This window comes from Rhizobium indicum (assembly GCF_005862305.2).
Classification (GTDB): domain Bacteria; phylum Pseudomonadota; class Alphaproteobacteria; order Rhizobiales; family Rhizobiaceae; genus Rhizobium; species Rhizobium indicum.
In genome coordinates this window covers 4,458,725-4,479,664 of the sequence record NZ_CP054021.1, presented here as the reverse complement: position 1 = coordinate 4,479,664, position 20,940 = coordinate 4,458,725, and the positions used below count along the sequence as shown (strand labels likewise).

Below are 20,940 nucleotides of genomic sequence, written 5' to 3'. Positions count from 1 at the left end.
TCACAAGCGAGTTGCCGGCGTGAAAACACCCGCACCCGAAACCTTCGAGGGCCAGATCCTGGCCCTCCTGCCCTCGCTCAGGCGCTATTCGCGCAGCCTGACGCGCTCGGATGCCGATGGCGAGGACCTGCTCCAGGATTGTGTCGAAAAGGTTCTCACGCGCCGCGGCCAATGGCGCGGCCTCAACCTGCGCGGCTGGGTCCTGACCATCATGACCAATCTCTACCGCAACAGCCGGCGCGGCAAAACGCGCGACGGCCTTGTCGAGCTCGGTGCCGCAGAGGATCTGGCCGCGTCCGAACCGCCGGCCGATCCACTGGAACGCGCCCGGTTGGACGATGCGCTGAACAGCCTGTCGGAGGAACACCGCGCCGTGCTGATGCTCGTGGTCATCGAGGGATACACCTATGGCGAGGTCGCCGTCGCGCTCGATATCCCGATCGGCACCGTCATGTCGCGCCTGTCGCGCGCCCGCCGGCGCGTCGCCGAGCGATTGAAGGCCGACAACATCATTACGCTTCGGAGACCGAAATGAACGAGACCAATCCGAGCGTGACCGAAGCCGACCTTCACGCCTATGCCGACGGCCAGTTGCCGCAAACGGCGCGCGCCCGCATCGAGACCTTCCTGGCCGACAATCCCGACGAGGCGGCGATGGTCGCCGAATGGCAGGCGCAGAATTCAGACATCCGATCGTTGTTTGCCGGTTATGAGAAGGCGAAGAACACCGATCCTCTGCTCGTCGTCCCCCCGCGCGCCGTCTCATCGGGACCGAAACGCTGGGCGATCGCCGCATCGGCCCTCCTCATCTTCACGCTCGGCGCCGTCAGCGGCCATTATGGCCCCGCACTTCTGGAAAAGCCGGAGTTGCAGCTTGCCGGCTCCGAAACCTTGCCAAAACAGGCCCAGACCGCGTTTACGGTCTATGCCGCCGAGGTTCGCCATCCCGTCGAGGTCTTTGCAAACGAGGAGGTCCACCTCGCCACCTGGCTCGGCAAGCGCCTGGCAATCCAGAACCTCAAGATCCCGAACCTGCAGCCGCTCGGCTTCAAGCTGGTCGGCGGCCGGCTGCTGCCGGTCGACGGCAGACCGGGCGCCATGTTCATGTATGAAAACCAGGCCGGCGAGCGCCTGACCGTCATGGTCGGCCGCAACGCGGAGAACCGCACGACGAGCTTCCGTTTCGCCTCATCGGGCAATCTCGAAACTTTCTACTGGATCGACGGCGAACTCGGTTATGCCGTGACCGGAGAAATCTCCCGCGAGACGCTGCGGGAGGTAGCCGAGGAGTGCTACAAGCAGTTCCCGTCCTAGAGCAATTCCAGGAAAAGTGCAAAGCGGTTTTCCGTCCGGAATTACGTCAAAAAACAAAAAGTTAGAGCGGTTCTGCGCTTCCGTGAACAGCTGAACCGATCTAAGGATCAGCGTGAGGGATCGTTGCCGAGCTCGATCGGCCGTCCATGCGGCGTCGCCTCCGCCGCCCGCTGCCAGCTCTGCTGCAGTGCCAGGATCGTTTCCGCGTCGGCGATGCCGTTGTCGACGATGAGGTCGGAGAGTGCCGCCACCCAGCAGTCAAAATAGTCGCTGCCATCTTCGGCCCGGCCAGGCTTGTGCAATTGTGCGGAAAGCGTTTCAGCCCATTCGCTCCAGCTGAACAGGCCTTGTGTGTGCAGGTGCACGGTCATGGCAAAAGCCTCAGCCGCCCATGGCTCGGGAAAAACCGGCTCGCCCTCCGGCGACCTCGGCAGCCCGGACGATTGCGTCAGCGGCGATATCTCATGCCGGCTCAAGATAGCTCTCCCAGGCATCGATCGACACGGTCAGCGTGGGATCGGCGCCCTCGCCCCATATCTCCTCGCCGTCAAAGACGATGGTATAGAGCCATTGCGGATTTTCGCCCCTGCCATGCGCATTGTCGTCGGGAAAGACGAAGGCACCCTGCACTGCCTCGACCATTCCGGTCCTGGCGCGGGCATAACGCGGCAGGCGCGTATGTGTGACCGGATTGAAATTCTTCGTCTTCACCGTCTCCCCGACCGCAAAGAGCGGCGCGGTCTTAGCAGGACGATCGCAAGGGCCGCCTTTCGCCAGAACGCCGGGCACCATCTCCGCTTTCAGCACCCGTTTTGGAACCGCTCCCGCCTGCTGCGCATGGCCGGACAGCAATTCCGCGCGCGTCGCAAAGCCGTGCCGTTCGAGCAGCTTGTCGATGCCGCGGATCCAGATCTCGTAATAACTCGCGGCGAGGTAATCGGCCGGCGGAATATTCTCGCGCGCATGCCGGCTTTCATCGATGTTCCATGCGCCGAAAGCGCCGCAGGAAAGCGTGATGCCGAGCGCCCGCTTTTCCCATTCGGCATGGAAATAGGGCTCGTCCTTTTCCGGCGCGACAGGACCGAAGCCCATCTGCCCGCCGAGATCGTGCGGTCCGTTCATGTGGCGCTCTCCGGCTTGCGGGCAACGGCCGTGCCAATCATCGCATCGCGGCTGACGAGGCCGGCGAGCGTCTGTTCGTCCATTCCCTCTGTCCCTTCGGGCCGCTCGGGAATGACGAGATAACGCAGTTCCGCCGTCGAATCCCAGACGCGGATCTTCTTATCCTCCGGCAGCGTCAGCCCGAACTCGGCCAGCACGCCGCGCGGATCGATGACGGCGCGCGAGCGATAGGCCGGCGCCTTGTACCAGACCGGCGGCAGGCCGAGCACCGACCAGGGATAACAGGAGCAGAGCGTGCAGACGACGAGATTATGGGTCTCTGCCGTGTTGAAGACGGCGCGCATATGCTCGCCCTGCCGGCCGGTGTAACCGAGGCTTGATATCGCCGCCGTAGCATCGCGCTTCAGCCAGTCGGTGAAGTCCGGATCGCTCCAGGCCCTGGCGACGACATGCGCACCATTTCTCGGCCCCACCTTCGTCTCGTAAGTCTCGACGATCGCATCGATCGCCGCCGGATCGATCAGCCCCTTCTCCGTCAGCAGTGTTTCCAGCGCCTTCACGCGCGCCTGCATGTCCGAATAGTGATTGTCGTGATCGTGCCCACAGGCATGACTGTGGTCGTGCTCGTCGTCATGGTCGCGCAAGGCGAAGCCCTCCCGAAACTGCCCGCTATTTCTATCATATGCCGAAGGCCCGCCAAGCCCTTCTATGTCTCATGCGCTTTTCCGCTAATCTCCTGTCATGAACATCCTGATTCTCGGCGCAACCGGCTTCATAGGCTCCGTCGTCGCGGCCCGGCTCGTTGCCGAAGGCCACGTCGTGACCGGGCTCGGCCGCAATCCCGTACGTGCCCGTTTGAAACAGCCGGCGATCGACTGGCGGCGCGCAGATATCTCACGCATGACGAAACCAGCGGATTGGGATGATATCCTCAAGGATCAGCATGTCGTCGTCAATTGCGCCGGCGCCCTGCAGGACGGCCTGTCGGACGATTTGTCGGCCACCCAGGCTGAGGCGATGTTGGCGCTCTATTCCGCAGCCAAACGCTCGTCACGCCCGCTGATCGTGCAGATATCGGCAAGGACAGCGGGAGCGGCTAGCGATCTTCCCTTCCTCGCCACCAAGCGGCGGGCCGACGAGGCGCTGGCTGCAAGCGGTCTGGCTTATCTCATTCTGCGCCCTGCCCTCGTTCTCGGCCGCAATGCCCATGGCGGCTCAGCGCTGCTGCGGTCGCTTGCCGCCTTTCCCCTGGTGCTGCCGCTGGTCCATGCCGAAAGTCCGGTCGAAATGCTTTCGGTGGACGATGTGGCGGAAGCCGTGTCGCGGGCAGTCTCCGGCGGCATCTCCGGCGATATCGATCTTGCCGCCGACGAAGTTCTGCCGCTCGCCGATCTCGTCCGCCTTCACCGCCAGTGGCTCGGCCTGCCGCCCGCTCGCGTGTTCGCTCTCCCCCGCTGGCTTGCCAGCCCGGTGACGTGGCTGGCCGATCTATCAGGACTGCTCGGTTGGCGTTCGCCGCTGCGCTCGACGGCGATGACAGTCATGTCCGAAGGCGTGCGGAGCTCGAAAACAGGGAGCAGCCTTCCCACGACACCCGCGGCAGCGACACTCTCGGCCAATCCCTCCGGCGTACAGGATCTCTGGTTTGCCAGGCTCTATCTTCTGAAGCCGCTCGTCATATCAGGCCTATCCGTTTTCTGGCTGCTCTCCGGTCTGATCCCGCTGCTGACACCGGAGAAGACCTCCGCTCACTTCCTGCCGTTCATGCCTGAGGCCGCAGCAACGGCGTTGACGCTTGCAACCTGCCTGATCGATATCGTTCTCGGCGCCGCCGTCCTCCTTCGCCCGCTGGCGAAACGCGCCCTTCTCGGCATGCTGGCCGTGTCGTTCGCCTATCTTGCCGGCGCCAGCCTGCTCGAACCCGCACTCTGGCTCGATCCGCTCGGTCCCCTCGTCAAGGTGCTGCCATCGATCCTGCTGACGCTCACCGCACTTGCCACGCTGGATGAACGCTGATGCTTGAGGAATGGCTGCTGCTTGCCCATGTCATCGGCGCGACCGTGCTCTTCGGCACCGGCGCCGGCATCGCCTTCTTCATGGTGATGGCGCACCGGACACGCGATCCCCGTCTGATCGCCCATGTCGCCAGCACGGTTGTCATCGCCGACACCCTCTTCACCGCCACCGCAGCCATTGTCCAGCCGGTGACCGGCTATCTGCTGGCCCGGTCGATCGGCTGGGAGCTGTCGGAGGGATGGATTGCGCTGTCGCTGCTGCTTTATGTCGTGACCGGCCTGTTCTGGCTGCCGGTCGTCTGGATCCAGATCCGCTTGCGCGATCTTGCCCGCGCAGCAGCAGCGGCGGGAAAAGCCCTGCCGCCGGCCTATTTCAGCCTTTACCGCATCTGGTTCGCCTGCGGTTTTCCGGCCTTCTTCGCCGTCATCGGCATTCTCTGGCTGATGCTTATTAAGCCGGCAATCACTCTATTTTAGCATCGGCCAGAGGCTTAGCACCAAGAGTACCGCCATGCTGATATTGAACCATTTCAGCCGCACCGGATCGGAAAGCCATTCTCTCAACGCCGAGCCGAAGCCGGCCCATGTCGAAACGCTAGGCACATTGACTGCCGCAAAAGCGAGACCGACGATCAGCACGCTGACTAGGTAGAGTTGCGGATTGGTATAGGTCGCCATCGCCGTGACCGCCATCACCCAGGCTTTCGGGTTGACCCACTGGAAGGCCGCCGCCGCGACGAAGGACATCGGCTCGACGGCGCTGCGGCCCTCGCTGAGCGAGCGCGAAGAGGCTATCTTCCAGGCGATCCAGACGAGATAGGCGCCGCCCGCAAACTTCAGCACCATATAGACCATGGGCACGGTGTGCAGCAGCGCGCCGAGCCCAAGGCCAACGCCGATCAGCAACGAGAAAAAGCCGGCGCCGATGCCGAACATATGCGGGATCGTCCTGCGGAAACCAAAATTCACCCCCGATGCGAAAAGCATCATATTGTTCGGTCCCGGCGTGATCGAGGTCGTGAAGGCAAAGAGAACGAGGGCGAGAAATGTATCCAGCGGCATGCGACCTCCCGAAGCCAGCTTTTCTGCGGCCTGTTATTTAGGTCAGCATAACTGTCCTAAACAGCCGCTGCCATTACATCATTGTCATGGTGACAGGATTACTTGAAAGATGGCGACCCGGCCCAATCTCCTGTCGAAGGGACAGAAACCATGCAGGACGACCCGATTCCATCGATCACATTCCCAAACGGCACTGAGGTGCCAGCGCTCGGCCAGGGCACCTGGGCCATGGGCGAGGATGCCGGCCATGCCAAGGCCGAGATCGAAAGCCTCAAGGCCGGCATCGATCTCGGCATGACGCTGATCGACACCGCCGAAATGTATGGCGACGGTGGCGCCGAAGAGATCGTCGGCCAGGCGATCAGGGGCCGGCGCGACGAGGTCTTCATCGTCAGCAAGGTCTATCCCTGGAATGCCAGCCTGAAAGGCACGATCGAGGCCTGCGAGCGCAGTCTAGAACGGCTGGGCACCGATCGCATCGATCTTTATCTGCTGCACTGGCGCGGAGACCATCCGCTCACAGAGACCGTCGCCGCCTTCGAAATGCTGAAGGCATCCGGCAAGATCGGCGCCTGGGGCGTCTCCAACTTCGACACCGACGACATGGAGGAGCTGCTCGGCGTGCCCGACGGCGCCAATGTCGCCGCCAACCAGGTGCTCTATAACCTTTCCCGCCGCGGCATCGAGTTCGATCTGCTGCCCTGGTGCCAGAGCCGCGGCATTCCCGTCATGGCCTATTCGCCGATCGAACAGGGAAGCATCCTGCACCATCCCGAACTGATCCGCATCGCCAAGGCCTATCAGGCGACACCGGCCCAGCTGGCGCTCGCCTTCCTGCTCGAACGCGACGGCGTCATCGTCATTCCGAAGACCTCGAATGCCGAACGCGCCGCGGAAAACCGCGACTGCGTCTCGCTCGATATCACCGACGACGACTGGGATGCCTTGGACGCCGCCTTCCCGCCGCCCACAAAGAAAAAGCCGCTAGAGATGCTTTGACCTTCAGCGGCTTTCCCATCTATTGCAGCATCGGGTTTGGATGCCCAGGCTGTATTTCTACATGCCCGGGCTGTAATCTTACATGCCCGGGCTGTGTAATATTTACATGCCCTGCACGCCGCGGTTCATCGCCGCAATGCCGGTACGGCAAACCTCGATGAGGCCAAGCGGCTTCATGATCGCCACGAACTGATCGATCTTCGACGATTTGCCGGTGATCTCCAGAATGAAGTGGCCGACCGTCGCGTCCACCACTTTGGCATGGAAGGCATCGGCAAGGCGCAGGGTCTCGGCGCGCATGTCACCCTCGCCGATCACCTTGACCAGCGCCACTTCGCGCTCGATCGGCCGGTCCTGGCCGAGTTCGCGGGCGCGCACCGTCAGGTCGACGACGCGATGCACCGGCACGATGCGTTCCAGCTGCGCCTTGATCTGCTCCAGCACCTGCGGCGTGCCGCGTGTGACGACGGTGATGCGGGAAAGATGCGCCTGATGCTCGGTCTCGGAGACCGTCAGGCTCTCGATATTGTATCCGCGGCCGGAAAACAGGCCGATGACCCGGGCAAGAACCCCCGGTTCGTTGTCGACGAGAACCGAAAGCGTGTGGCTTTCGACCGCCGCCGTTTCCGGCGAGATGAAGTAAGCGGAGCCCGTGGGCTGTAGGTGTGCGTTCATGGTCTTGAGTTTCCTCTTCCCTGCCGCATAACCCTGAAAATCGAAAGCGATTTTCGGAAAGGATTATGCGTAAATTAAAAATGTCAAACGAGCGCGCGGCCCTTGGCGTCGATCGCATTGGCGACCGCTTCGTCGGTGGCTTCGTCCGGCAACAGCATTTCGTTATGGGCCTTGCCCGAGGGGATCATCGGGAAGCAATTGGCGAGATTGGCGACGCGGCAATCGAAGATGACCGGCTTTCTGACCTCGATCATCTCCAGAATGGTGTCATCGAGCTGATCCGGCTTTTCGCAGCGCAGGCCGACGGCGCCATAGGCTTCTGCCAGCTTGACGAAATCGGGCATCGCCTCCGTGTAGGAATTCGACAGGCGGTTGCCGTGCAGCAGCTGCTGCCACTGGCGCACCATGCCCATGTACTGGTTGTTCATGATGAAGATCTTGATCGGCGCATCGTGCTGGATCGCCGCCGACATTTCCTGGATACACATCTGGATCGACGCGTCGCCGGCAATGTCGATGACGAGGCTGTCGGGATGGGCGATCTGCACGCCGAGCGCGGCCGGCAGGCCGTAGCCCATCGTGCCGAGGCCGCCCGAGGTCATCCAGCGGTTCGGCTGCTCGAAACCGAAGAACTGCGCCGCCCACATCTGGTGCTGGCCGACCTCGGTGGTGATGTAGGTATCGCGGTCCTTGGTGTGGGCGAAGAGCCGCTCCAACGCATATTGCGGCATGATGACGTCATTGCTCTTCGTATAGGCGAAGGAGTTGCGTGCCCGCCAGCGGGCGATATCGGTCCACCAGTCGTCCAGGCGGCCCTTTTCCGGCTTCTTCGGCAGCGCCCGCCACAGGCGGACCATGTCTTCGAGGACATGGCCGACATCGCCGCGGATGCCGATATCGACCCGAACGTTCTTATTGATCGAGGACGGATCGATATCGATATGGATCTTCTTCGAATTCGGCGAAAAGGCATTGAGACGGCCGGTGATGCGGTCGTCGAAGCGGGCGCCGATGCAGACCATGACATCGCAGTCGTGCATCGCCATGTTGGCCTCGTAGGAGCCGTGCATGCCGAGCATCTTCAGCCAGTTCTTGCCTGAAGCAGGATAGGCGCCGAGGCCCATCAGCGTCGAGGTGATCGGGAAATTGGTGAGCTCGACCAGCTCACGCAGCAGCTTGGAAGCCTCGGGGCCGGAATTGATGACGCCGCCGCCGGAATATATGATCGGACGGCGCGCATTCGCCATCAGTTCGATCGCGGCATGGATCTGGTTGAGGTCGCCCTGGACCTTCGGCTGGTAGCTCTTCTGGATCGCGTAATCGGCGGGCGGCGTATAGGTGCCGGTCGCAAACTGCACGTCTTTCGGAATATCGACGACGACGGGGCCTGGACGGCCGGACTGGGCGATGCGGAAGGCCTCGTGAATGACGGCGGCAAGCTGGTTGACATCCTTGACCAGCCAGTTGTGCTTGGTGCAGGGCCGGGTGATGCCGACCGTGTCGCATTCCTGGAAGGCGTCGGAGCCGATGAGTGGGGTCGGAACCTGGCCGGTCAGGCAGACGAGCGGGATCGAATCCATCAGCGCATCCTGCAGCGGCGTAACGGCATTGGTAGCGCCCGGACCTGAGGTCACCAGCATGACGCCGACCTTGCCGGTGGAGCGGGCGTAACCTTCGGCCGCATGGCCTGCCCCCTGCTCGTGGCGGACGAGGATGTGCTTGACGTCCTCCTGCTGGAAGATCTCGTCATAGATCGGCAGGACCGCGCCGCCGGGATAGCCGAAGATATGTTCGACGCCGTTGTCCTTCAGCGCCTTGAGAACGATCTCCGCTCCCGTCATCCGATTGCCTGCCGCCTGATTGTCCGTGCTCATCTGTCTGTTCCGTTTGATGCTGGGATTGCGTTTGTGGCCGGAAGCCCTGATTTCGGGCATAAAAAAAGGCCCCTGAGGAGCCTGTCATCTAGCGCATGGGTGGCTATTGCCGGATGGTTACACCATCCTGCCCATGCGCTTTCCCACCACGATAAGAGCCGTTGCGATTTTCATGGTCGGAAGTGATAGACAGAAAATTTCGCAGCGTCAACGCATGCCGCAATAAAAAACTGCCCCACGCCTGCATCCCCGAAAATCGATAGGATGAAGGATTTGTTAAAGGATCGACTTTATTCTTCTACGCTACCGCATGGAGTAGCCCTTTGCTCAACAACGACTTGCGCACGTCTGGCAAGGCAGGCGAGCATGATCGCCGCGATGGCCATGCGCCGGGAAATCGCTTTCTCGGCCGCGTCGTTGCATGCAGCGGCTCCCGGGCGACGATCGCCGCCGTCGCCGAACAGGGCGGCACCGATCTTACCGAACTCTGGTCCGTGGGACGGCTGATTTCGATCAGCGTCGGCCGCAACCGCGTCGTCGCGCTCGTCTATCAGATGAACACCGGCAGCCATGCCTGGGGCGAAGGCGAAGACAATATTTTCAAGATCGAGACCGAGCTGCTCGGCGAGGTCCGTGTCGACGAGGACGGGCGAGAGGAATTCTCGACCGGCATCTCGCGTTATCCCTATCTCGGCGCCATCGCGCACCGCATCCGATCCGCAGACCTGATGCGCATCTACGATGCCGGCGAGGGCACGACCGCCGTCATCGGTAAGCTGACGCAGGACGAAAGCATCGATGCGGCGATCCATATCCCCTCGATGCTCTCCAAGCATTTCGCCGTCGTCGGCTCGACCGGCGTCGGCAAGTCGACGGCCGTGTCGCTGCTCCTGCACAAGGCGATCGCGGCGGACCCGAAGCTGCGTGTCCTGATCCTCGATCCGCATAACGAATTCGCCGCCGCATTTCCTCAGCACGCCGTCACCATCGATACCGATACGCTTGACCTGCCCTTCTGGCTGATGCGGTTGGAGGAGTTCGCCGAAGTCGTCTTTCGCGGCCGCCCGCCGGTGCCCGAGGAGCTCGACATGCTGCGCGATATCCTGCCGGAAGCCAAGCGCGCCTTCCGCGGCAGCGACAACTCGCTGGTGCGCCGGACGACGGAAAAAAGTTCGATCACCGCCGATACGCCGGTTCCCTACCGCATGGCCGATCTGCTGGCGCTGATCGACGAGCGCATCGGCCGCCTGGAGGGCCGCTCGGAAAAGCCCTTCCTGCGGTCGCTGAAGATGCGCCTCATCGCTGCGATCAACGATCCGCGCTATCACTTCATGTTCTCCAACAACACGATCAGCGACACGATCACCGAAACCATCGCGCAGATCTTTCGAATCCCTGGCGAGAACCGGCCGATCTGCACCTTCCAGCTTGCCGGCATTCCTTCCGAGGTCGTCAATTCGGTCGCCTCGGTGCTCTGCCGCATGGCCTTCGAGGTGGCGTTGTGGAGCGACGGCGCCATCCACATGCTCGTCGTCTGCGAGGAAGCTCACCGCTATATCCCCTCCGATCCGAGCCTCGGCTTCGTGCCGACGCGCCAGGCAATCGCCCGCATCGCCAAGGAAGGCCGCAAATACGGCGTTTCGCTCGGCATCATCACGCAGCGACCGGGCGAGCTCGACCAGACGATCCTGTCGCAGTGTTCGACGCTCTTTGCCATGCGCCTCGCCAACGACCGCGACCAGGAAATCATCCGCTCGGCCATCCCGAACTCGTCGATCTCGACCACGAGCTTCATCTCCTCGATCGGCAACGGCGAGGCGATCGCCTTTGGCGAGGCGATCAGCGTGCCGATGCGTATGCGTTTTTCCCGCGTCGACGAAAACCTCCTGCCGAAGGCGAGCAGCGCCAACAGCAAGCAAAGCGAGGAAGATCCAGATACGGTCGATCTGCGCAAGATCGTCACCCGCATGCGGGCGGTGACCGTTGGACCCGACATTTCGAATTTCCAGCAGAACTATGCCGCGTCCGTGGCAGGTTTCGACGAGGCTGATGCAGCCGACGAGGATCTCGACTCCAAGCCCTACGCCCAGCCCGCCTCTTCCGCCGCGCCGCCCGCCTCCGTACCGCTTGAATCCTACCGCCGCGAACTGCTGCCGCAGACGCCGCGGCTGGACCCGGCCACGTCACCCGCGATCGATCCCCGGCTGGACGCGCTCCGCCGCGAGATGCGTCGCGACGAGCCGGTCTTTCCCCGGCCGACACCGCCGGCGGACCAGCCCGCCGTCTCCCGCCGGGAACCCGGCACGTCGCTGCGCGAAAGCATCCTGAAAAAACCGCTGAGCAGCCTCTACAACAAGGATTGAGCCTTCAGCTCGCCCTCCAGGGCGATCAGAGGCTCGACGGCGTCGAGCACACGCTGCCGGTCTATCGGCCCGAGCGGCAAGAGAGGGCGTGGGAGCTCTGCCCTGGCGAGTGAAAGAAGGTCGACCAGCGTGTAGACCGCGCGAAGGCTTCCGAACGCCTTGAACGTTTGCCAGAGCGGCTCGAGAAGACCATCGAGCCGACGCACTTCGCCGTCCTCGCCTGCAATTGCGGCCTTGGTCAGGGCGAGGGCGACGCGCGGAAGCAAGCCGCCGATGACGCTGTACCAGGCGTCGGCACCTGAAAGCAGCGCTTCGGCCGCGCCCCAGTCGCCGCTGTAGCCGATCGCAAGCCTGGTCTTCTCTCGCAATGCCGCCAGCTCGCCTGCGAAATCGCCGTCAGCAGGCAGAGGCATCTTCACGGCCCTGATCGTCTCGATATCGGATAGGCGCTGCAGAAGATCCCGGCTGAAGGTCAAGTGGGTCGTGCCGGGATTGTTGTAGATACAAAGCGGCAGCTTCGCCGCCTCGGTGACCGCCAGGAAATGCTCGTAGGCTTCGTCCTGGGTCAGCGGCGTGTAGGACATCGGCGCAAGCAGAAGAGCGTCTGCACCGGCAGCCTCGGCATCCCTCGCCAGGTTCTGGGCATGGTCTGTCCTCAGAGCGCCGACGCCGACGACGATCGGAATACGACCACGAACGCACTCGACCGCAGCCTCGACGGCTCGCCGTCGCTCCTCGCGTGTGAGAAAGGCATAGATCCCGGTGCTGCCGAGAAGGCCTATCGAAGCCACGCCTGCATCACACAGGCGTTCCAGCAGGCGGCCGAGGGCTTCGGTGTCAACCCGGCCATCCCTATCGGCGGGCGTTGGCGGAAAGGCCGAAAGACCATGAAACGGAGAAGCGACAGACATGATGCGATCCTGAAAATCCGGTCAATGTGAGAACAGAAGGCGCGATCCGGCGCCCGCAAAGAAGACGGCGAGACTACCCTCGATCCACCGCCGCGCACGGGCGTAGCCGCGCACCATCGGCGCCGTCGAGAAGAGCATGGCATAGCCGGCAAATATCGAGATCCCCAAGAGCACGCAGCCGCCGAAAGCCGTGACGGCCATCTCCGGCGAAGCGCCCGGCTTGAGGCCGAGCGACATGATCGCCACCCAGGCCAGAACCGCCTTCGGATTGCCGAGATGCATCAGAACGCCGCGACGATAGAGCGCGCCGAGTTGCGCGGCAGGCCGCACGACCTCGCTTGCCGGCCTATCCGGGGCGGTTGCCGAGCGGGCCGCCCTCCAGGCGAGCCAAAGAAGGTACAATCCGCCTGCGATCTTGAGAAACAGCAGGGCATGGGCATAGCGGACGAGGAGTGTCGAGATGCCGGTGACCGCAACTAGCCCCCAGCATGTCGACATCGTGATAACCCCGGCGGCAAGGGCGAGCGCCGGTCGACGCCCTTGCCGCATCGCCACGTTCATGATGGCCATATTGCTCGGTCCGGGACTGCCTGCAGCGATTGCGTAGGCAATGTAGACGACGAGAAGATCCTGCATTTGCGTTTTTCCAGAAGTTTGCGCCCGCGCACGGCACGACCCCGAAGGCGAAGAATTCGCCATCGGAGAGCCGCCAATCTGCTTCCTTTTCCTCGAAAATTGGTTCATCGTGAAGCGCCATTTTTGAAGAATCTCTATGGACCATTTTGCGATGTCCAAACGGCGCAGCACCATCGAAATCCCGTCGCTCAACGCGATAGATCGAACGACTAACGTCGGCCGCCAGCTTGCGCAGGCCCTGCGGAATGCAATCGCCCGCGGTGAGCTGAGGCCAGGCGAACGCCTTCCTTCGACGCGGAGCCTTGCGGATTCGCTGAAGATCGCGCGCGGCACCGTCGTCGAAGTGTTCGATCAGTTGACTGCCGAAGGCTATCTCGAAGCGCGGGTCGGAGCCGGAACCCGTGTTGCCGCTCATCTGATGGACGCGACGCCGGCGCCCCCGCCTGCGCCGGCAGCGGCGACTACCGCGGATGCTGTCGATCTGCCCTCCCCGGCTGCCCGGCTGATCGCCATTGCCCGTGCGCTCACTCCGCACCCACCCGTTCCCTTCGCCATCGCCGTCCCGGCTTGCGGCATTGCGCCCGACGACAGCTGGCGCCGTCTCGGCAACCGCGTGCGCGCGTCGCGACAGGCCGCACCTTCGGGTTATCACGACCCTATGGGCTTGCTCGAACTCAGGCTTGCCATTGCCGACCACGTCCGGCGCGCGCGGGCCGTTCATTGCGAGCCGGAACAGGTCATCGTTACATCAGGCACTCAGCAAGGCCTCTATATGGCGGGCCGTGTTCTTCTCTCGCGTGACGATACGGTATGGGCCGAGGACCCGGCCTATCCCGGCCTGACGGCAGTGCTCGACGATCTCGGCGTACGGACACACCGCCTGCCGGTTGATGCACAGGGAATGAACGTGGAACGCGGCCTCGAGCTCTGTCCACAGGCGCGCGCCGCATTTGTCACCCCTTCGCACCAATATCCGATCGGGATGCCGCTCAGCATGGCCCGACGCAATGGCTTGATCGCCTGGGCCGACCAAAATCGCGCCTGGATCGTCGAGGACGACTACGACAGTGAGCTGCGTTATGCCGGACACCCGTTTCCGCCGATGCAAGGGTTGCGTCCGTCACGCGTCGTCTATCTCGGCACGTTCAGCAAGGTGCTCTTTCCTTCCCTGCGCCTCGGCTACGTCATCGCCCCTCCTCCGCTCGCGGAAGCCTTTGCCGGCGCCCGCGCCATTCTCGACCGGCATTCGCCGATCGCCGAACAGCACGTTCTGGCGGCCTATATGAGGGAAGGCTATTTCGAAGCGCATATTCGACGCATCCGCGGCCTCTATGCCGAGCGCCGCGCTGTTCTGCTTTCGGCCCTCGCCCGGGCCTTGCCTGAGGGGTGCCGCGTCCAGCAGAGCGACCAGGGTATGCATATTCTTCTATGGCTGCCCGAGGAGGTCGACGACGTGCAACTCGCAGCCCGCGCACTCTCGTCCGGCCTCGCCGTGCGGGCGATCTCCCCAATGTATGCCGCGCGGCCGGCGCGCCCCGGCCTGATGCTGGGCTTCGGCGGATTTCTGCCGGACCAACTGCAGGCGGCGGTGGGCGAACTCGTCAAACTGCTGAGCTTGCAGATGTCTCAAGCAGGAGGCCTGCAACGACCTGAAGCCTAAACCGTCAGCCGTTCCCAGCTATCGTCCATCTGGTTGCGAAACCATGTCATTTGCCGCTTGGCATATTGCCGCGTCGCCGCAGCCCCCTTCTCCAGCACCTCGTCGCGCGTCATCTCGCCCCTGATCATCGCCGTAATCTGCGACACGCCGATTGCCTTCATCACAGGCGCCTCGGCCTGCAGGTCGAGCGCAAGCAGCGCCCTTACCTCATCTTCCGCGCCTTGCTCCAGCATCTTTTCGAAACGCCCGTTGATGCGCTGATGCAGCACCGCCCTATCCGGCAGCACGACGATCTTGCGGGCCTTATCGGCGTCGATGATCACCGGTCCCGACTGGCCCTGGAATTCGGCGATCGACCGTCCCGTCGCCTTCATCACCTCCAGCGCCCGGACGATCCGCTGCCCGTCCTGGCGGCTGAGACCTGCCGCCACGGCGGGATCGGCCTCGACGAGCTCGGCATAGAGCCCGTCCGGCCCCTCCTGCAGCAGCCGCGTCCTGAGGGTCTCCCGCAGCGCCTCGGGTATATCGGGCATATCGGAGAGACCGCCGGTCAGCGCCTTGAAATAAAGCCCCGTGCCGCCGACGAAGACCGGCAGCCGTCCCGCGGCCCTGAGCGCCGGTAGTAGTGTCGCGACATCGCGCAGCCAGGCGCCTGTGGAATAAGCTACACCCGCCGGCACATGGCCGTAGAGATAATGCGGCACACCCTGCATCTCCTCTTCCGACGGGCGCGCGGTCAGCACCCGCAGCGTGTCGTAGACCTGCATGCTGTCGGCGTTGACGACCGCGCCGTCATGACGCTTGGCCAATTCGACAGCGAGCGCGGACTTGCCGCTGGCGGTCGGCCCGGTTATCAGGATCGCGTTCACTGTGCTCAGAAGGTTTTCCATCATGGCCCTCGTTGCCACGCTTGTTGCCAATCCGTCAAATCCCGTGCTGGCACCCGAGATCGCCGAGCAGGCGGCCGAGGCCGTGAAGGCTTCCGGCCTCTACTGGCTGGCAGATGGCGTTGCCTGCGACATCGCGCTGCGCGACGGCACCGATGCGCAAGCGGCCGAGGCCAGTATCCTTGCCGTCATATCAAGCGTGCCCATCGACCTCGTTATCCAGGAGCAGGAGACCCGCCGCAAGAAGCTACTGATCGCCGACATGGATTCGACGATGATCGGCCAGGAATGCATCGATGAACTCGCCGCCGAAGTCGGCCTGAAGGAGAAGGTCGCGACCATCACTGCTCGCGCCATGAACGGCGAGATCGCTTTCGAACCGGCCCTGCGTGAGCGTGTCGCCCTGCTGAAGGGGCTGCCGATATCGGTCGTCGACGAGGTCATCGCCAAGCGCATCACGCTCACCCCCGGCGGGCCGGAACTGATCGCCACCATGAAGTCGAAAGGCCATTACACCGCGCTTGTCTCCGGCGGCTTCACCGTCTTCACCAGCCGCATCGCCGCCACCCTCGGCTTCGACGAGAACCGTGCCAACACGCTGCTCGAAGACGGCGGCATCCTCTCCGGCTTCGTCGCCGAACCGATCCTCGGAAAACAAGCGAAAGTCGATGCGTTGAACGAAATTGCGGCAAGCCTCGGCATTTCACCGGAAGAAGCGATCGCCGTCGGTGACGGCGCCAACGATCTCGGCATGCTGCACCTTGCCGGCTCCGGCGTCGCGCTCCACGCCAAGCCCGCTGTTGCCGCCGAAGCGCAGATGCGCATCAACCACGGCGACTTGACCGCCCTGCTTTATATCCAGGGCTACCGGAAGACGGATTTCGTGACGGCTTGAAGGCGATACCGCGCAAGAGGAGACATATGAGCAAGCGAGTTTTGACGGAGGAACAACTGGCCGAACTTCGCACGCTCGATGCTCTCCCGGACAAGGAAATCGATACCAGCGACATTCCAGAAATCGGGGATGATCGCTGGTGGCTCGCGCGGAAGGGCAACCTCCGTAAACCCGCCAAATAGCCTGTCACCTCCGGACCGCTAGGCCAACGGTCCCCTTTCGAAAGGCCGCCCGGCACACCCTCTCCGCCCTCATTCCTGTGCTCGTCACAGGAATCCAGCCACCGCGCGTCTGCGCGGTGAATGACTTACGCCAAGAGAGAAGAGTCCTCTGAGCCCAAGGACTTGGGCGCACTGGATTCCTGTGACAAGCACAGGAATGAGGGAGAGTTGGAGACCACGGCGGCTCATTCACTACCGCCTTAGCTCCCTTATTCCATCGGCACTGCGACGAACCGCAGATCGCCATTCGCCGATGCGATCATCAACTGGGCGTTGCGGCGGCCTTCCTGTTTCAGCGCCTGCACCTTGGCGGCGACCGCATCCGGCGACTTCATGAATTCCTGCGCCACCTCGACAATCACGTCGCCGGGCTTCAGCCCCTTTTCGGCGGAAGCGGAGCCGGGCGTCACTTCCGTCACGACGACGCCATCGACGCTCTCGGCGATGCCGAAGGCCTTGCGGGTCTCGGCGCTCAACAGCGAGAGCGACAGTCCGAGCACGTTCTTCGGCGTGGCCGCATCCGGCGACACCTGGCCCTTATGCTGGTCGGGTGTATCAGGTGCAGGCTTGGCCTGATCGCCGGTGTCAGGCTGGTCCATGTCATTGTTCTCGCCCGGATCCGGAGTGATCACACCGTCGTCCTGCGAGCCATCGGGTGCATCGTTGGATGCAGCCGCCTGATCGCTGTCCTCGAGCCGGCCGAGCTTCACCTTGACGGTCTGCTCCTTGCCGTCGCGCAGCACCACGACGTCGACTTCCTTGCCGACCGTGCTTTCCGCCACGACGCGCGGCAGGTCGCGCATTTCGCTGACGGTCTTGCCGTCGAATTTCAAAATGACGTCACCCGCCTTGATCGAGCCGTCGTCGACAGGGCCGCCCTTGATGACGCCGGCAACCAGCGCGCCCTTTGCAGTGTCGAGCCCGAGGCTGTCGGCGATATCGTCGGTCACTGGCTGGATGCGCACGCCGAGCCAGCCGCGCCGCGTCTCGCCATATTCGCGCAGCTGGTCGACGACGCCGGAAGCAAGCTCCGACGGCACCGAGAAGCCGATACCGATCGAGCCGCCGCTCGGCGAAATGATCGCCGTGTTGATGCCGATCACTTCACCCTTCATATTGAAGAGTGGGCCACCGGAATTACCCTTGTTGATCGCCGCATCCGTCTGGATGAAGTTGTCGTAGGGACCGGCATTGATGTTGCGGCCCCGCCCGGAAATGATGCCCACCGTCACTGAACCGCCGAAGCCGAACGGATTGCCGATCGCCATCACCCAGTCGCCGATGCGCATCGTGCTGGAGTCGCCGAATTTCACGGATTTCAGCGGCGTCTTCGGCTCGACCTTCAGCACCGAAAGATCGGTCTTCGTATCGGTGCCGATCAGCTTCGCCTTGAGCTTCGAACCATTGGCAAAATTGATCTCGATATCGTCGGCGCCCTCGATCACGTGATTGTTGGTGACGATATAGCCGGCCGGATCGATGACGAAGCCGGAGCCAAGCGAGCTGACATTGTGGTTGCCGCCCTTGTTACCTTGCTGCTTGTTAAAGAAGTCATTGAAGAATTCCTGGAAAGGCGAGCCGTCGGGCGCGCGCGGCGCCGGCCCCGCGCCCTCATCGTCCTTCACCTTCTGCGAGGTCGAGATATTGACCACGGCGTCGAGCAGCCCCTCGGCGAGATCGGCGACGGAAGCCGGGCCAGTGTTGGGCACGGCGGCCTGGATCGGAGCGGTCTGCTGCGGTGCGACGGCTGCGGGAGGAGTAGGAGCGGGAGCAGCCGTTTCCGGAGTAGCTGGAGCGGGTGCAATAACCCCGGGTGCGGTCGTCTCAGGCGTAGTTTGCGCATAGGCAATCCCGCTCACGCCGGCTTGCGCCAAGATTGCGGCGCTGGCCATAAGCGCGAGCGTTCGTCTGAAGGGCGAGCGAATCGTGGGGGCCATCAAGCTTCCTCATAAGGGGTGCAATGCGCACATTGAGCATCAGCATAAGGCGGAATGATGGAGGGTGAAATCACCTTTTCGCGAAATCCCCGTGCAATGTGACGTGCCCTCGCAAAAGCCGGATCGTCACAATCATTCCACGAAAAAAGGGCCGGCGCTCGCGCCGGCCCTTCCAGAATTATCGGGCTGGTTTCTCCTGCCGTCAGTTCGCCGGCTGGGCGGGTGCTGCGGGAGCAGCTGCGCCGGGAACTCCCGGAACTGGCGCGGCCGGATTTGTCGGCTGCAGGGTGCCGGCGGCATTGTCGAAATAGCGGAAGAATTCCGAATTCGGCGACAGCACCAGCGTCGTGTCCTGCGACGAGAGAGCGGAGGAATAGGCCGCCATCGAGCGATAGAACTCGAAGAAGGCTGGATCCTTGCTGAAGACTTCGGCGAAGACGCGGTTGCGTTCCGCATCGCCCTGGCCTCGAAGGATTTCCGCATCGCGCTGGGCGCCTGCGGTGAACTCGACGACCTGACGGTCGGCGATGGCTCGCCGCCGCTGGCCTTCCTCATTGCCCTCGGCCCGGATACGCTCGGCCTCGGCGAGGCGTTCCGACCGCATGGCATTATAGGTGTTCGGCGCAACCTCCGGCGAAAGGTCGGTGCGCCGGATACGAACGTCGTCTATATGCAGGCCGAGATTTTCGGCATCCGTGCGCAGGTCGTCGCGAATCTCCAGCATCATCGCGACACGCTCTTCCGAGAGCGCGGCATTGTAGTCACGCAGACCGTAGACGCGGCGAAGCGATGAATCGAGCTGCGCTCTCAACCGCGCTTCCGCGGCTTCGCGATCGCCCGATACCGTTTCTCGGAAGCGGCGAACATCCGCGATGTTATAGATCACGAAGGCATCGACGTCGAAGGTCTGGCCATCCTGAACCTGAACGCGAATATTGTCGAGATCGAGCCTCAGCGCCTGTTTTTCGACCAGCTGAACGCGGTCGGCATCCATGAAGCCGAAGGGCAGCTTGAAATAAATACCAGGCTCGGTCTTGACCGACTGGATCTGGCCGAAACGGACGACGATGGCCTGCTCGCGTGCATTCACCACGAAGATGGACGAATAAAGCCCGACCAGCACGATGGCGAGGATGATGAGAATGATGGGAAGTCTGTTCGATGTCATGACTCAACCTCCCTGCTGCGCCGGCTTGCCGAGCTCATTGAGCGGCAGATAGGGCAGGACGCCCTGCTTCTCGTCGATAATGACCTTCCGGGAATTCTTCAGCACCTGCTCCATCGTTTCGAGATACAACCGCTTGCGGGTCACGTCGGGCGCCTTGGAATATTCGTCGTTGATCGCGGTGAATCGCTGCGCTTCACCTTCCGCCTCCTTCACGACACGGTCCTTGTAGGCGGCTGCATCTTCACGGATTCTGGCCGCATCGCCTCGCGCTTGGCCGAGCTTCTGGTTCGTGTAGCGATTGGCCTCTTCGATCGTGCTGTCGCGGTCACGGCCGGCACGCTGCACTTCTTCGAAAGCATCGGCGACTTCCCGCGGCGGCGCCACGTTCTGGATCGTCACGCCGGTCACGGTCACGCCCGCGCCATAGCGGTTCATCGTGTCCTGCAGGATATTGAGCACGTCCACTTCGATCGGCTGACGATTGCTGCGGAAGGCGTCCTGCGCCGGGCGTCGGCCGACGATTTCACGCATGGCACTGTCGGAAACCTGCTGCAGCGTCTCTGCCGGATTTTCGACGTTGAAGAGATAGGCCTTGGGATCGCTGACGGTGTAGAAGACAGCGAACTGCACGTTGATGACGCTCTTGTCGCTGGACAGCATCAGGCCGTTCGAAGACGATGCCGAAGTCGCCCCGATGTTCAATTGCTGCACGGTCACCTTGACCGTCTCCACGGTCTCCATCGGCCACATGTGGAAATGCAGGCCCGGCATGGAAATCTCGTCCTTCGGCTTGCCGAACCGCAGTTCGACGCCGCGCTCGTCCGGCTGCACGACATAAATGCACTGGATCAGCCAGAAGACGGCGACAATCGCCACGACGATCACTGCCACGCCGCCGTTGAAGCCGCCGGGGATGATGTTGCGCAGCTGGTCCTGGCCGCGCCGGATGATATCTTCCAGATCAGGCGGTCCGCCCTTGCCGCCGCCACCGCGCGGCCGGTTCGGCCCCTGTCCCCATGGTCCCTGATTATTACCGCCGCCGCCGCCCCAAGGGCCGCCGCCGCCATTCTGATTGCTCCAGGGCATCAAAACCTCGTTGTTCGTTAAGTCTCCACACATCCGAAACCGTGGGGGCTGACCGGTGGACGCGTTGGTGACCGTTATAGGTATCACCGCATCGGCTTTCAACGCAGCGTGAGAA

General features: G+C 62.8%; 21 protein-coding genes. 9 read left to right on the top strand and 12 right to left on the bottom strand.

Features of this window, described 5'->3' with window-relative positions; translation table 11 throughout:
• Nucleotides 1–19: 19 nt before the first annotated feature.
• Together FFM53_RS21710 and FFM53_RS21705 are read left to right on the top strand one after the other, a co-directional pair.
• Entirely contained in the window at nucleotides 20–535 is a 516-nt protein-coding gene (locus FFM53_RS21710) for an RNA polymerase sigma factor (RefSeq protein WP_138330569.1), read from the top strand.
• Nucleotides 532–1,314, top strand: coding sequence for an anti-sigma factor family protein (locus FFM53_RS21705; protein WP_138387180.1), 783 nt, complete (start codon nucleotides 532–534; stop codon nucleotides 1,312–1,314). Before FFM53_RS21710 ends, FFM53_RS21705 begins: the two co-directional genes overlap by 4 nt.
• Nucleotides 1,315–1,421: 107 nt before the next feature.
• Here the strand turns inward: FFM53_RS21705 and FFM53_RS21700 are convergent, their stop codons facing one another.
• Genes FFM53_RS21700 through nthA form a run of 3 tightly spaced genes read right to left on the bottom strand, consistent with a single transcriptional unit; the run spans nucleotide 1,422 to nucleotide 3,080 of the window.
• On the bottom strand, nucleotides 1,422–1,790 hold the full coding sequence (locus FFM53_RS21700) for a nitrile hydratase accessory protein (protein ID WP_138387179.1): 369 nt from the start codon (nucleotides 1,788–1,790) through the stop codon (nucleotides 1,422–1,424).
• Nucleotides 1,777–2,436, bottom strand: coding sequence for a nitrile hydratase subunit beta (gene nthB / locus FFM53_RS21695; RefSeq protein ID WP_138387178.1), 660 nt, complete (start codon nucleotides 2,434–2,436; stop codon nucleotides 1,777–1,779). The genes FFM53_RS21700 and nthB overlap by 14 nt, the downstream gene beginning before the upstream one ends.
• Entirely contained in the window at nucleotides 2,433–3,080 is a 648-nt protein-coding gene (gene nthA, locus FFM53_RS21690) for a nitrile hydratase subunit alpha (RefSeq protein WP_138387177.1), read from the bottom strand. Before nthA ends, nthB begins: the two co-directional genes overlap by 4 nt.
• A gap of 97 nt (nucleotides 3,081–3,177) precedes the next feature.
• On the opposite strand from nthA, the gene FFM53_RS21685 reads away from it, so the two are divergent.
• Both FFM53_RS21685 and FFM53_RS21680 read left to right on the top strand, forming a co-directional pair.
• Nucleotides 3,178–4,452, top strand: coding sequence for an SDR family oxidoreductase (locus FFM53_RS21685; protein WP_138387176.1), 1,275 nt, complete (start codon nucleotides 3,178–3,180; stop codon nucleotides 4,450–4,452).
• Nucleotides 4,452–4,928 (top strand): DUF2269 family protein, encoded by a 477-nt coding sequence (locus FFM53_RS21680; RefSeq protein WP_138330564.1) that lies wholly within the window; start codon nucleotides 4,452–4,454, stop codon nucleotides 4,926–4,928. Before FFM53_RS21685 ends, FFM53_RS21680 begins: the two co-directional genes overlap by 1 nt.
• Here the strand turns inward: FFM53_RS21680 and FFM53_RS21675 are convergent.
• Entirely contained in the window at nucleotides 4,920–5,513 is a 594-nt protein-coding gene (locus FFM53_RS21675) for a LysE family translocator (RefSeq protein WP_138330563.1), read from the bottom strand. The genes FFM53_RS21680 and FFM53_RS21675 overlap by 9 nt on opposite strands.
• A 150-nt stretch (nucleotides 5,514–5,663) precedes the next feature.
• Here FFM53_RS21675 and FFM53_RS21670 point away from each other — a divergent pair, with 150 nt between their 5' ends.
• A complete protein-coding gene (locus FFM53_RS21670; RefSeq protein WP_138387175.1) occupies nucleotides 5,664–6,512 on the top strand; it encodes an aldo/keto reductase in 849 nt (282 codons plus the stop codon).
• Between the two features lie 102 nt (nucleotides 6,513–6,614).
• On the opposite strand, the gene ilvN is transcribed toward FFM53_RS21670, so the two are convergent.
• On the bottom strand, nucleotides 6,615–7,187 hold the full coding sequence (gene ilvN / locus FFM53_RS21665) for an acetolactate synthase small subunit (RefSeq protein ID WP_138387174.1): 573 nt from the start codon (nucleotides 7,185–7,187) through the stop codon (nucleotides 6,615–6,617).
• Between the two features lie 83 nt (nucleotides 7,188–7,270).
• Nucleotides 7,271–9,061 carry an acetolactate synthase 3 large subunit gene (locus FFM53_RS21660; RefSeq protein WP_138387173.1) on the bottom strand — a complete coding sequence of 597 codons (1,791 nt, stop codon included), beginning with the start codon at nucleotides 9,059–9,061 and terminating at the stop codon, nucleotides 7,271–7,273.
• A gap of 323 nt (nucleotides 9,062–9,384) precedes the next feature.
• Between FFM53_RS21660 and FFM53_RS21655 the strand changes: the two genes are divergently transcribed.
• Nucleotides 9,385–11,424: an ATP-binding protein gene (locus tag FFM53_RS21655; protein ID WP_138387172.1), complete on the top strand. Its 2,040-nt coding sequence runs from the start codon at nucleotides 9,385–9,387 to the stop codon at nucleotides 11,422–11,424.
• Here the strand turns inward: FFM53_RS21655 and FFM53_RS21650 are convergent.
• Both FFM53_RS21650 and FFM53_RS21645 read right to left on the bottom strand, forming a co-directional pair.
• Nucleotides 11,409–12,335 (bottom strand): dihydrodipicolinate synthase family protein, encoded by a 927-nt coding sequence (locus tag FFM53_RS21650; protein ID WP_138387171.1) that lies wholly within the window; start codon nucleotides 12,333–12,335, stop codon nucleotides 11,409–11,411. The two genes, FFM53_RS21655 and FFM53_RS21650, sit on opposite strands and share 16 nt — an antisense overlap.
• A gap of 21 nt (nucleotides 12,336–12,356) precedes the next feature.
• The gene (locus FFM53_RS21645; RefSeq protein WP_138387170.1) at nucleotides 12,357–12,971 is read right to left on the bottom strand and encodes a LysE family translocator; all 615 of its coding nucleotides are present in this window, start codon (nucleotides 12,969–12,971) and stop codon (nucleotides 12,357–12,359) included.
• A gap of 151 nt (nucleotides 12,972–13,122) precedes the next feature.
• On the opposite strand from FFM53_RS21645, the gene pdxR reads away from it, so the two are divergent.
• Nucleotides 13,123–14,631 carry a MocR-like pyridoxine biosynthesis transcription factor PdxR gene (gene pdxR / locus FFM53_RS21640; protein ID WP_173883622.1) on the top strand — a complete coding sequence of 503 codons (1,509 nt, stop codon included), beginning with the start codon at nucleotides 13,123–13,125 and terminating at the stop codon, nucleotides 14,629–14,631.
• Here pdxR and miaA read toward each other — a convergent pair.
• Nucleotides 14,628–15,524 carry a tRNA (adenosine(37)-N6)-dimethylallyltransferase MiaA gene (gene miaA / locus FFM53_RS21635; RefSeq protein WP_138330557.1) on the bottom strand — a complete coding sequence of 299 codons (897 nt, stop codon included), beginning with the start codon at nucleotides 15,522–15,524 and terminating at the stop codon, nucleotides 14,628–14,630. The genes pdxR and miaA overlap by 4 nt on opposite strands.
• On the opposite strand from miaA, the gene serB reads away from it, so the two are divergent.
• On the top strand, nucleotides 15,523–16,413 hold the full coding sequence (gene serB, locus FFM53_RS21630; protein WP_138387168.1) for a phosphoserine phosphatase SerB: 891 nt from the start codon (nucleotides 15,523–15,525) through the stop codon (nucleotides 16,411–16,413). The genes miaA and serB overlap by 2 nt on opposite strands.
• Nucleotides 16,414–16,439: 26 nt before the next feature.
• Entirely contained in the window at nucleotides 16,440–16,595 is a 156-nt protein-coding gene (locus FFM53_RS21625) for a hypothetical protein (protein ID WP_173883621.1), read from the top strand.
• 248 nt (nucleotides 16,596–16,843) lie between these two features.
• Here the strand turns inward: FFM53_RS21625 and FFM53_RS21620 are convergent, their stop codons facing one another.
• The 3 genes from FFM53_RS21620 to hflK all read right to left on the bottom strand — a co-directional run bounded on the left by FFM53_RS21620 (nucleotide 16,844) and on the right by hflK (nucleotide 20,825).
• Nucleotides 16,844–18,571 carry a DegQ family serine endoprotease gene (locus tag FFM53_RS21620; protein WP_138387167.1) on the bottom strand — a complete coding sequence of 576 codons (1,728 nt, stop codon included), beginning with the start codon at nucleotides 18,569–18,571 and terminating at the stop codon, nucleotides 16,844–16,846.
• A 202-nt stretch (nucleotides 18,572–18,773) separates the two neighbouring features.
• A complete protein-coding gene (hflC, locus tag FFM53_RS21615) occupies nucleotides 18,774–19,739 on the bottom strand; it encodes a protease modulator HflC (protein WP_129419962.1) in 966 nt (321 codons plus the stop codon).
• A 3-nt stretch (nucleotides 19,740–19,742) separates the two neighbouring features.
• Complete coding sequence (gene hflK, locus FFM53_RS21610; RefSeq protein WP_138330553.1) at nucleotides 19,743–20,825, bottom strand: FtsH protease activity modulator HflK; 1,083 nt, start codon at nucleotides 20,823–20,825, stop codon at nucleotides 19,743–19,745.
• Nucleotides 20,826–20,940: the final 115 nt, after the last annotated feature.

Excerpts from the sequence above, each read along its gene's own strand:
- FFM53_RS21705 (WP_138387180.1), top strand. The coding sequence starts at position 532 with ATGAACGAGACCAATCCGAGCGTGACCGAAGCCGACCTTCACGCCTAT.
- nthB (WP_138387178.1), bottom strand. The coding sequence starts at position 2,436 with ATGAACGGACCGCACGATCTCGGCGGGCAGATGGGCTTCGGTCCTGTC.
- FFM53_RS21685 (WP_138387176.1), top strand. The coding sequence starts at position 3,178 with ATGAACATCCTGATTCTCGGCGCAACCGGCTTCATAGGCTCCGTCGTC.
- FFM53_RS21680 (WP_138330564.1), top strand. The coding sequence starts at position 4,452 with ATGCTTGAGGAATGGCTGCTGCTTGCCCATGTCATCGGCGCGACCGTG.
- FFM53_RS21675 (WP_138330563.1), bottom strand. The coding sequence starts at position 5,513 with ATGCCGCTGGATACATTTCTCGCCCTCGTTCTCTTTGCCTTCACGACC.
- FFM53_RS21670 (WP_138387175.1), top strand. The coding sequence starts at position 5,664 with ATGCAGGACGACCCGATTCCATCGATCACATTCCCAAACGGCACTGAG.
- ilvN (WP_138387174.1), bottom strand. The coding sequence starts at position 7,187 with ATGAACGCACACCTACAGCCCACGGGCTCCGCTTACTTCATCTCGCCG.
- FFM53_RS21660 (WP_138387173.1), bottom strand. The coding sequence starts at position 9,061 with ATGAGCACGGACAATCAGGCGGCAGGCAATCGGATGACGGGAGCGGAG.
- FFM53_RS21650 (WP_138387171.1), bottom strand. The coding sequence starts at position 12,335 with ATGTCTGTCGCTTCTCCGTTTCATGGTCTTTCGGCCTTTCCGCCAACG.
- FFM53_RS21645 (WP_138387170.1), bottom strand. The coding sequence starts at position 12,971 with ATGCAGGATCTTCTCGTCGTCTACATTGCCTACGCAATCGCTGCAGGC.
- pdxR (WP_173883622.1), top strand. The coding sequence starts at position 13,123 with ATGTCCAAACGGCGCAGCACCATCGAAATCCCGTCGCTCAACGCGATA.
- serB (WP_138387168.1), top strand. The coding sequence starts at position 15,523 with ATGGCCCTCGTTGCCACGCTTGTTGCCAATCCGTCAAATCCCGTGCTG.
- miaA (WP_138330557.1), bottom strand. The coding sequence starts at position 15,524 with ATGATGGAAAACCTTCTGAGCACAGTGAACGCGATCCTGATAACCGGG.
- FFM53_RS21625 (WP_173883621.1), top strand. The coding sequence starts at position 16,440 with ATGAGCAAGCGAGTTTTGACGGAGGAACAACTGGCCGAACTTCGCACG.
- FFM53_RS21620 (WP_138387167.1), bottom strand. The coding sequence starts at position 18,571 with ATGGCCCCCACGATTCGCTCGCCCTTCAGACGAACGCTCGCGCTTATG.
- hflC (WP_129419962.1), bottom strand. The coding sequence starts at position 19,739 with ATGACATCGAACAGACTTCCCATCATTCTCATCATCCTCGCCATCGTG.
- hflK (WP_138330553.1), bottom strand. The coding sequence starts at position 20,825 with ATGCCCTGGAGCAATCAGAATGGCGGCGGCGGCCCTTGGGGCGGCGGC.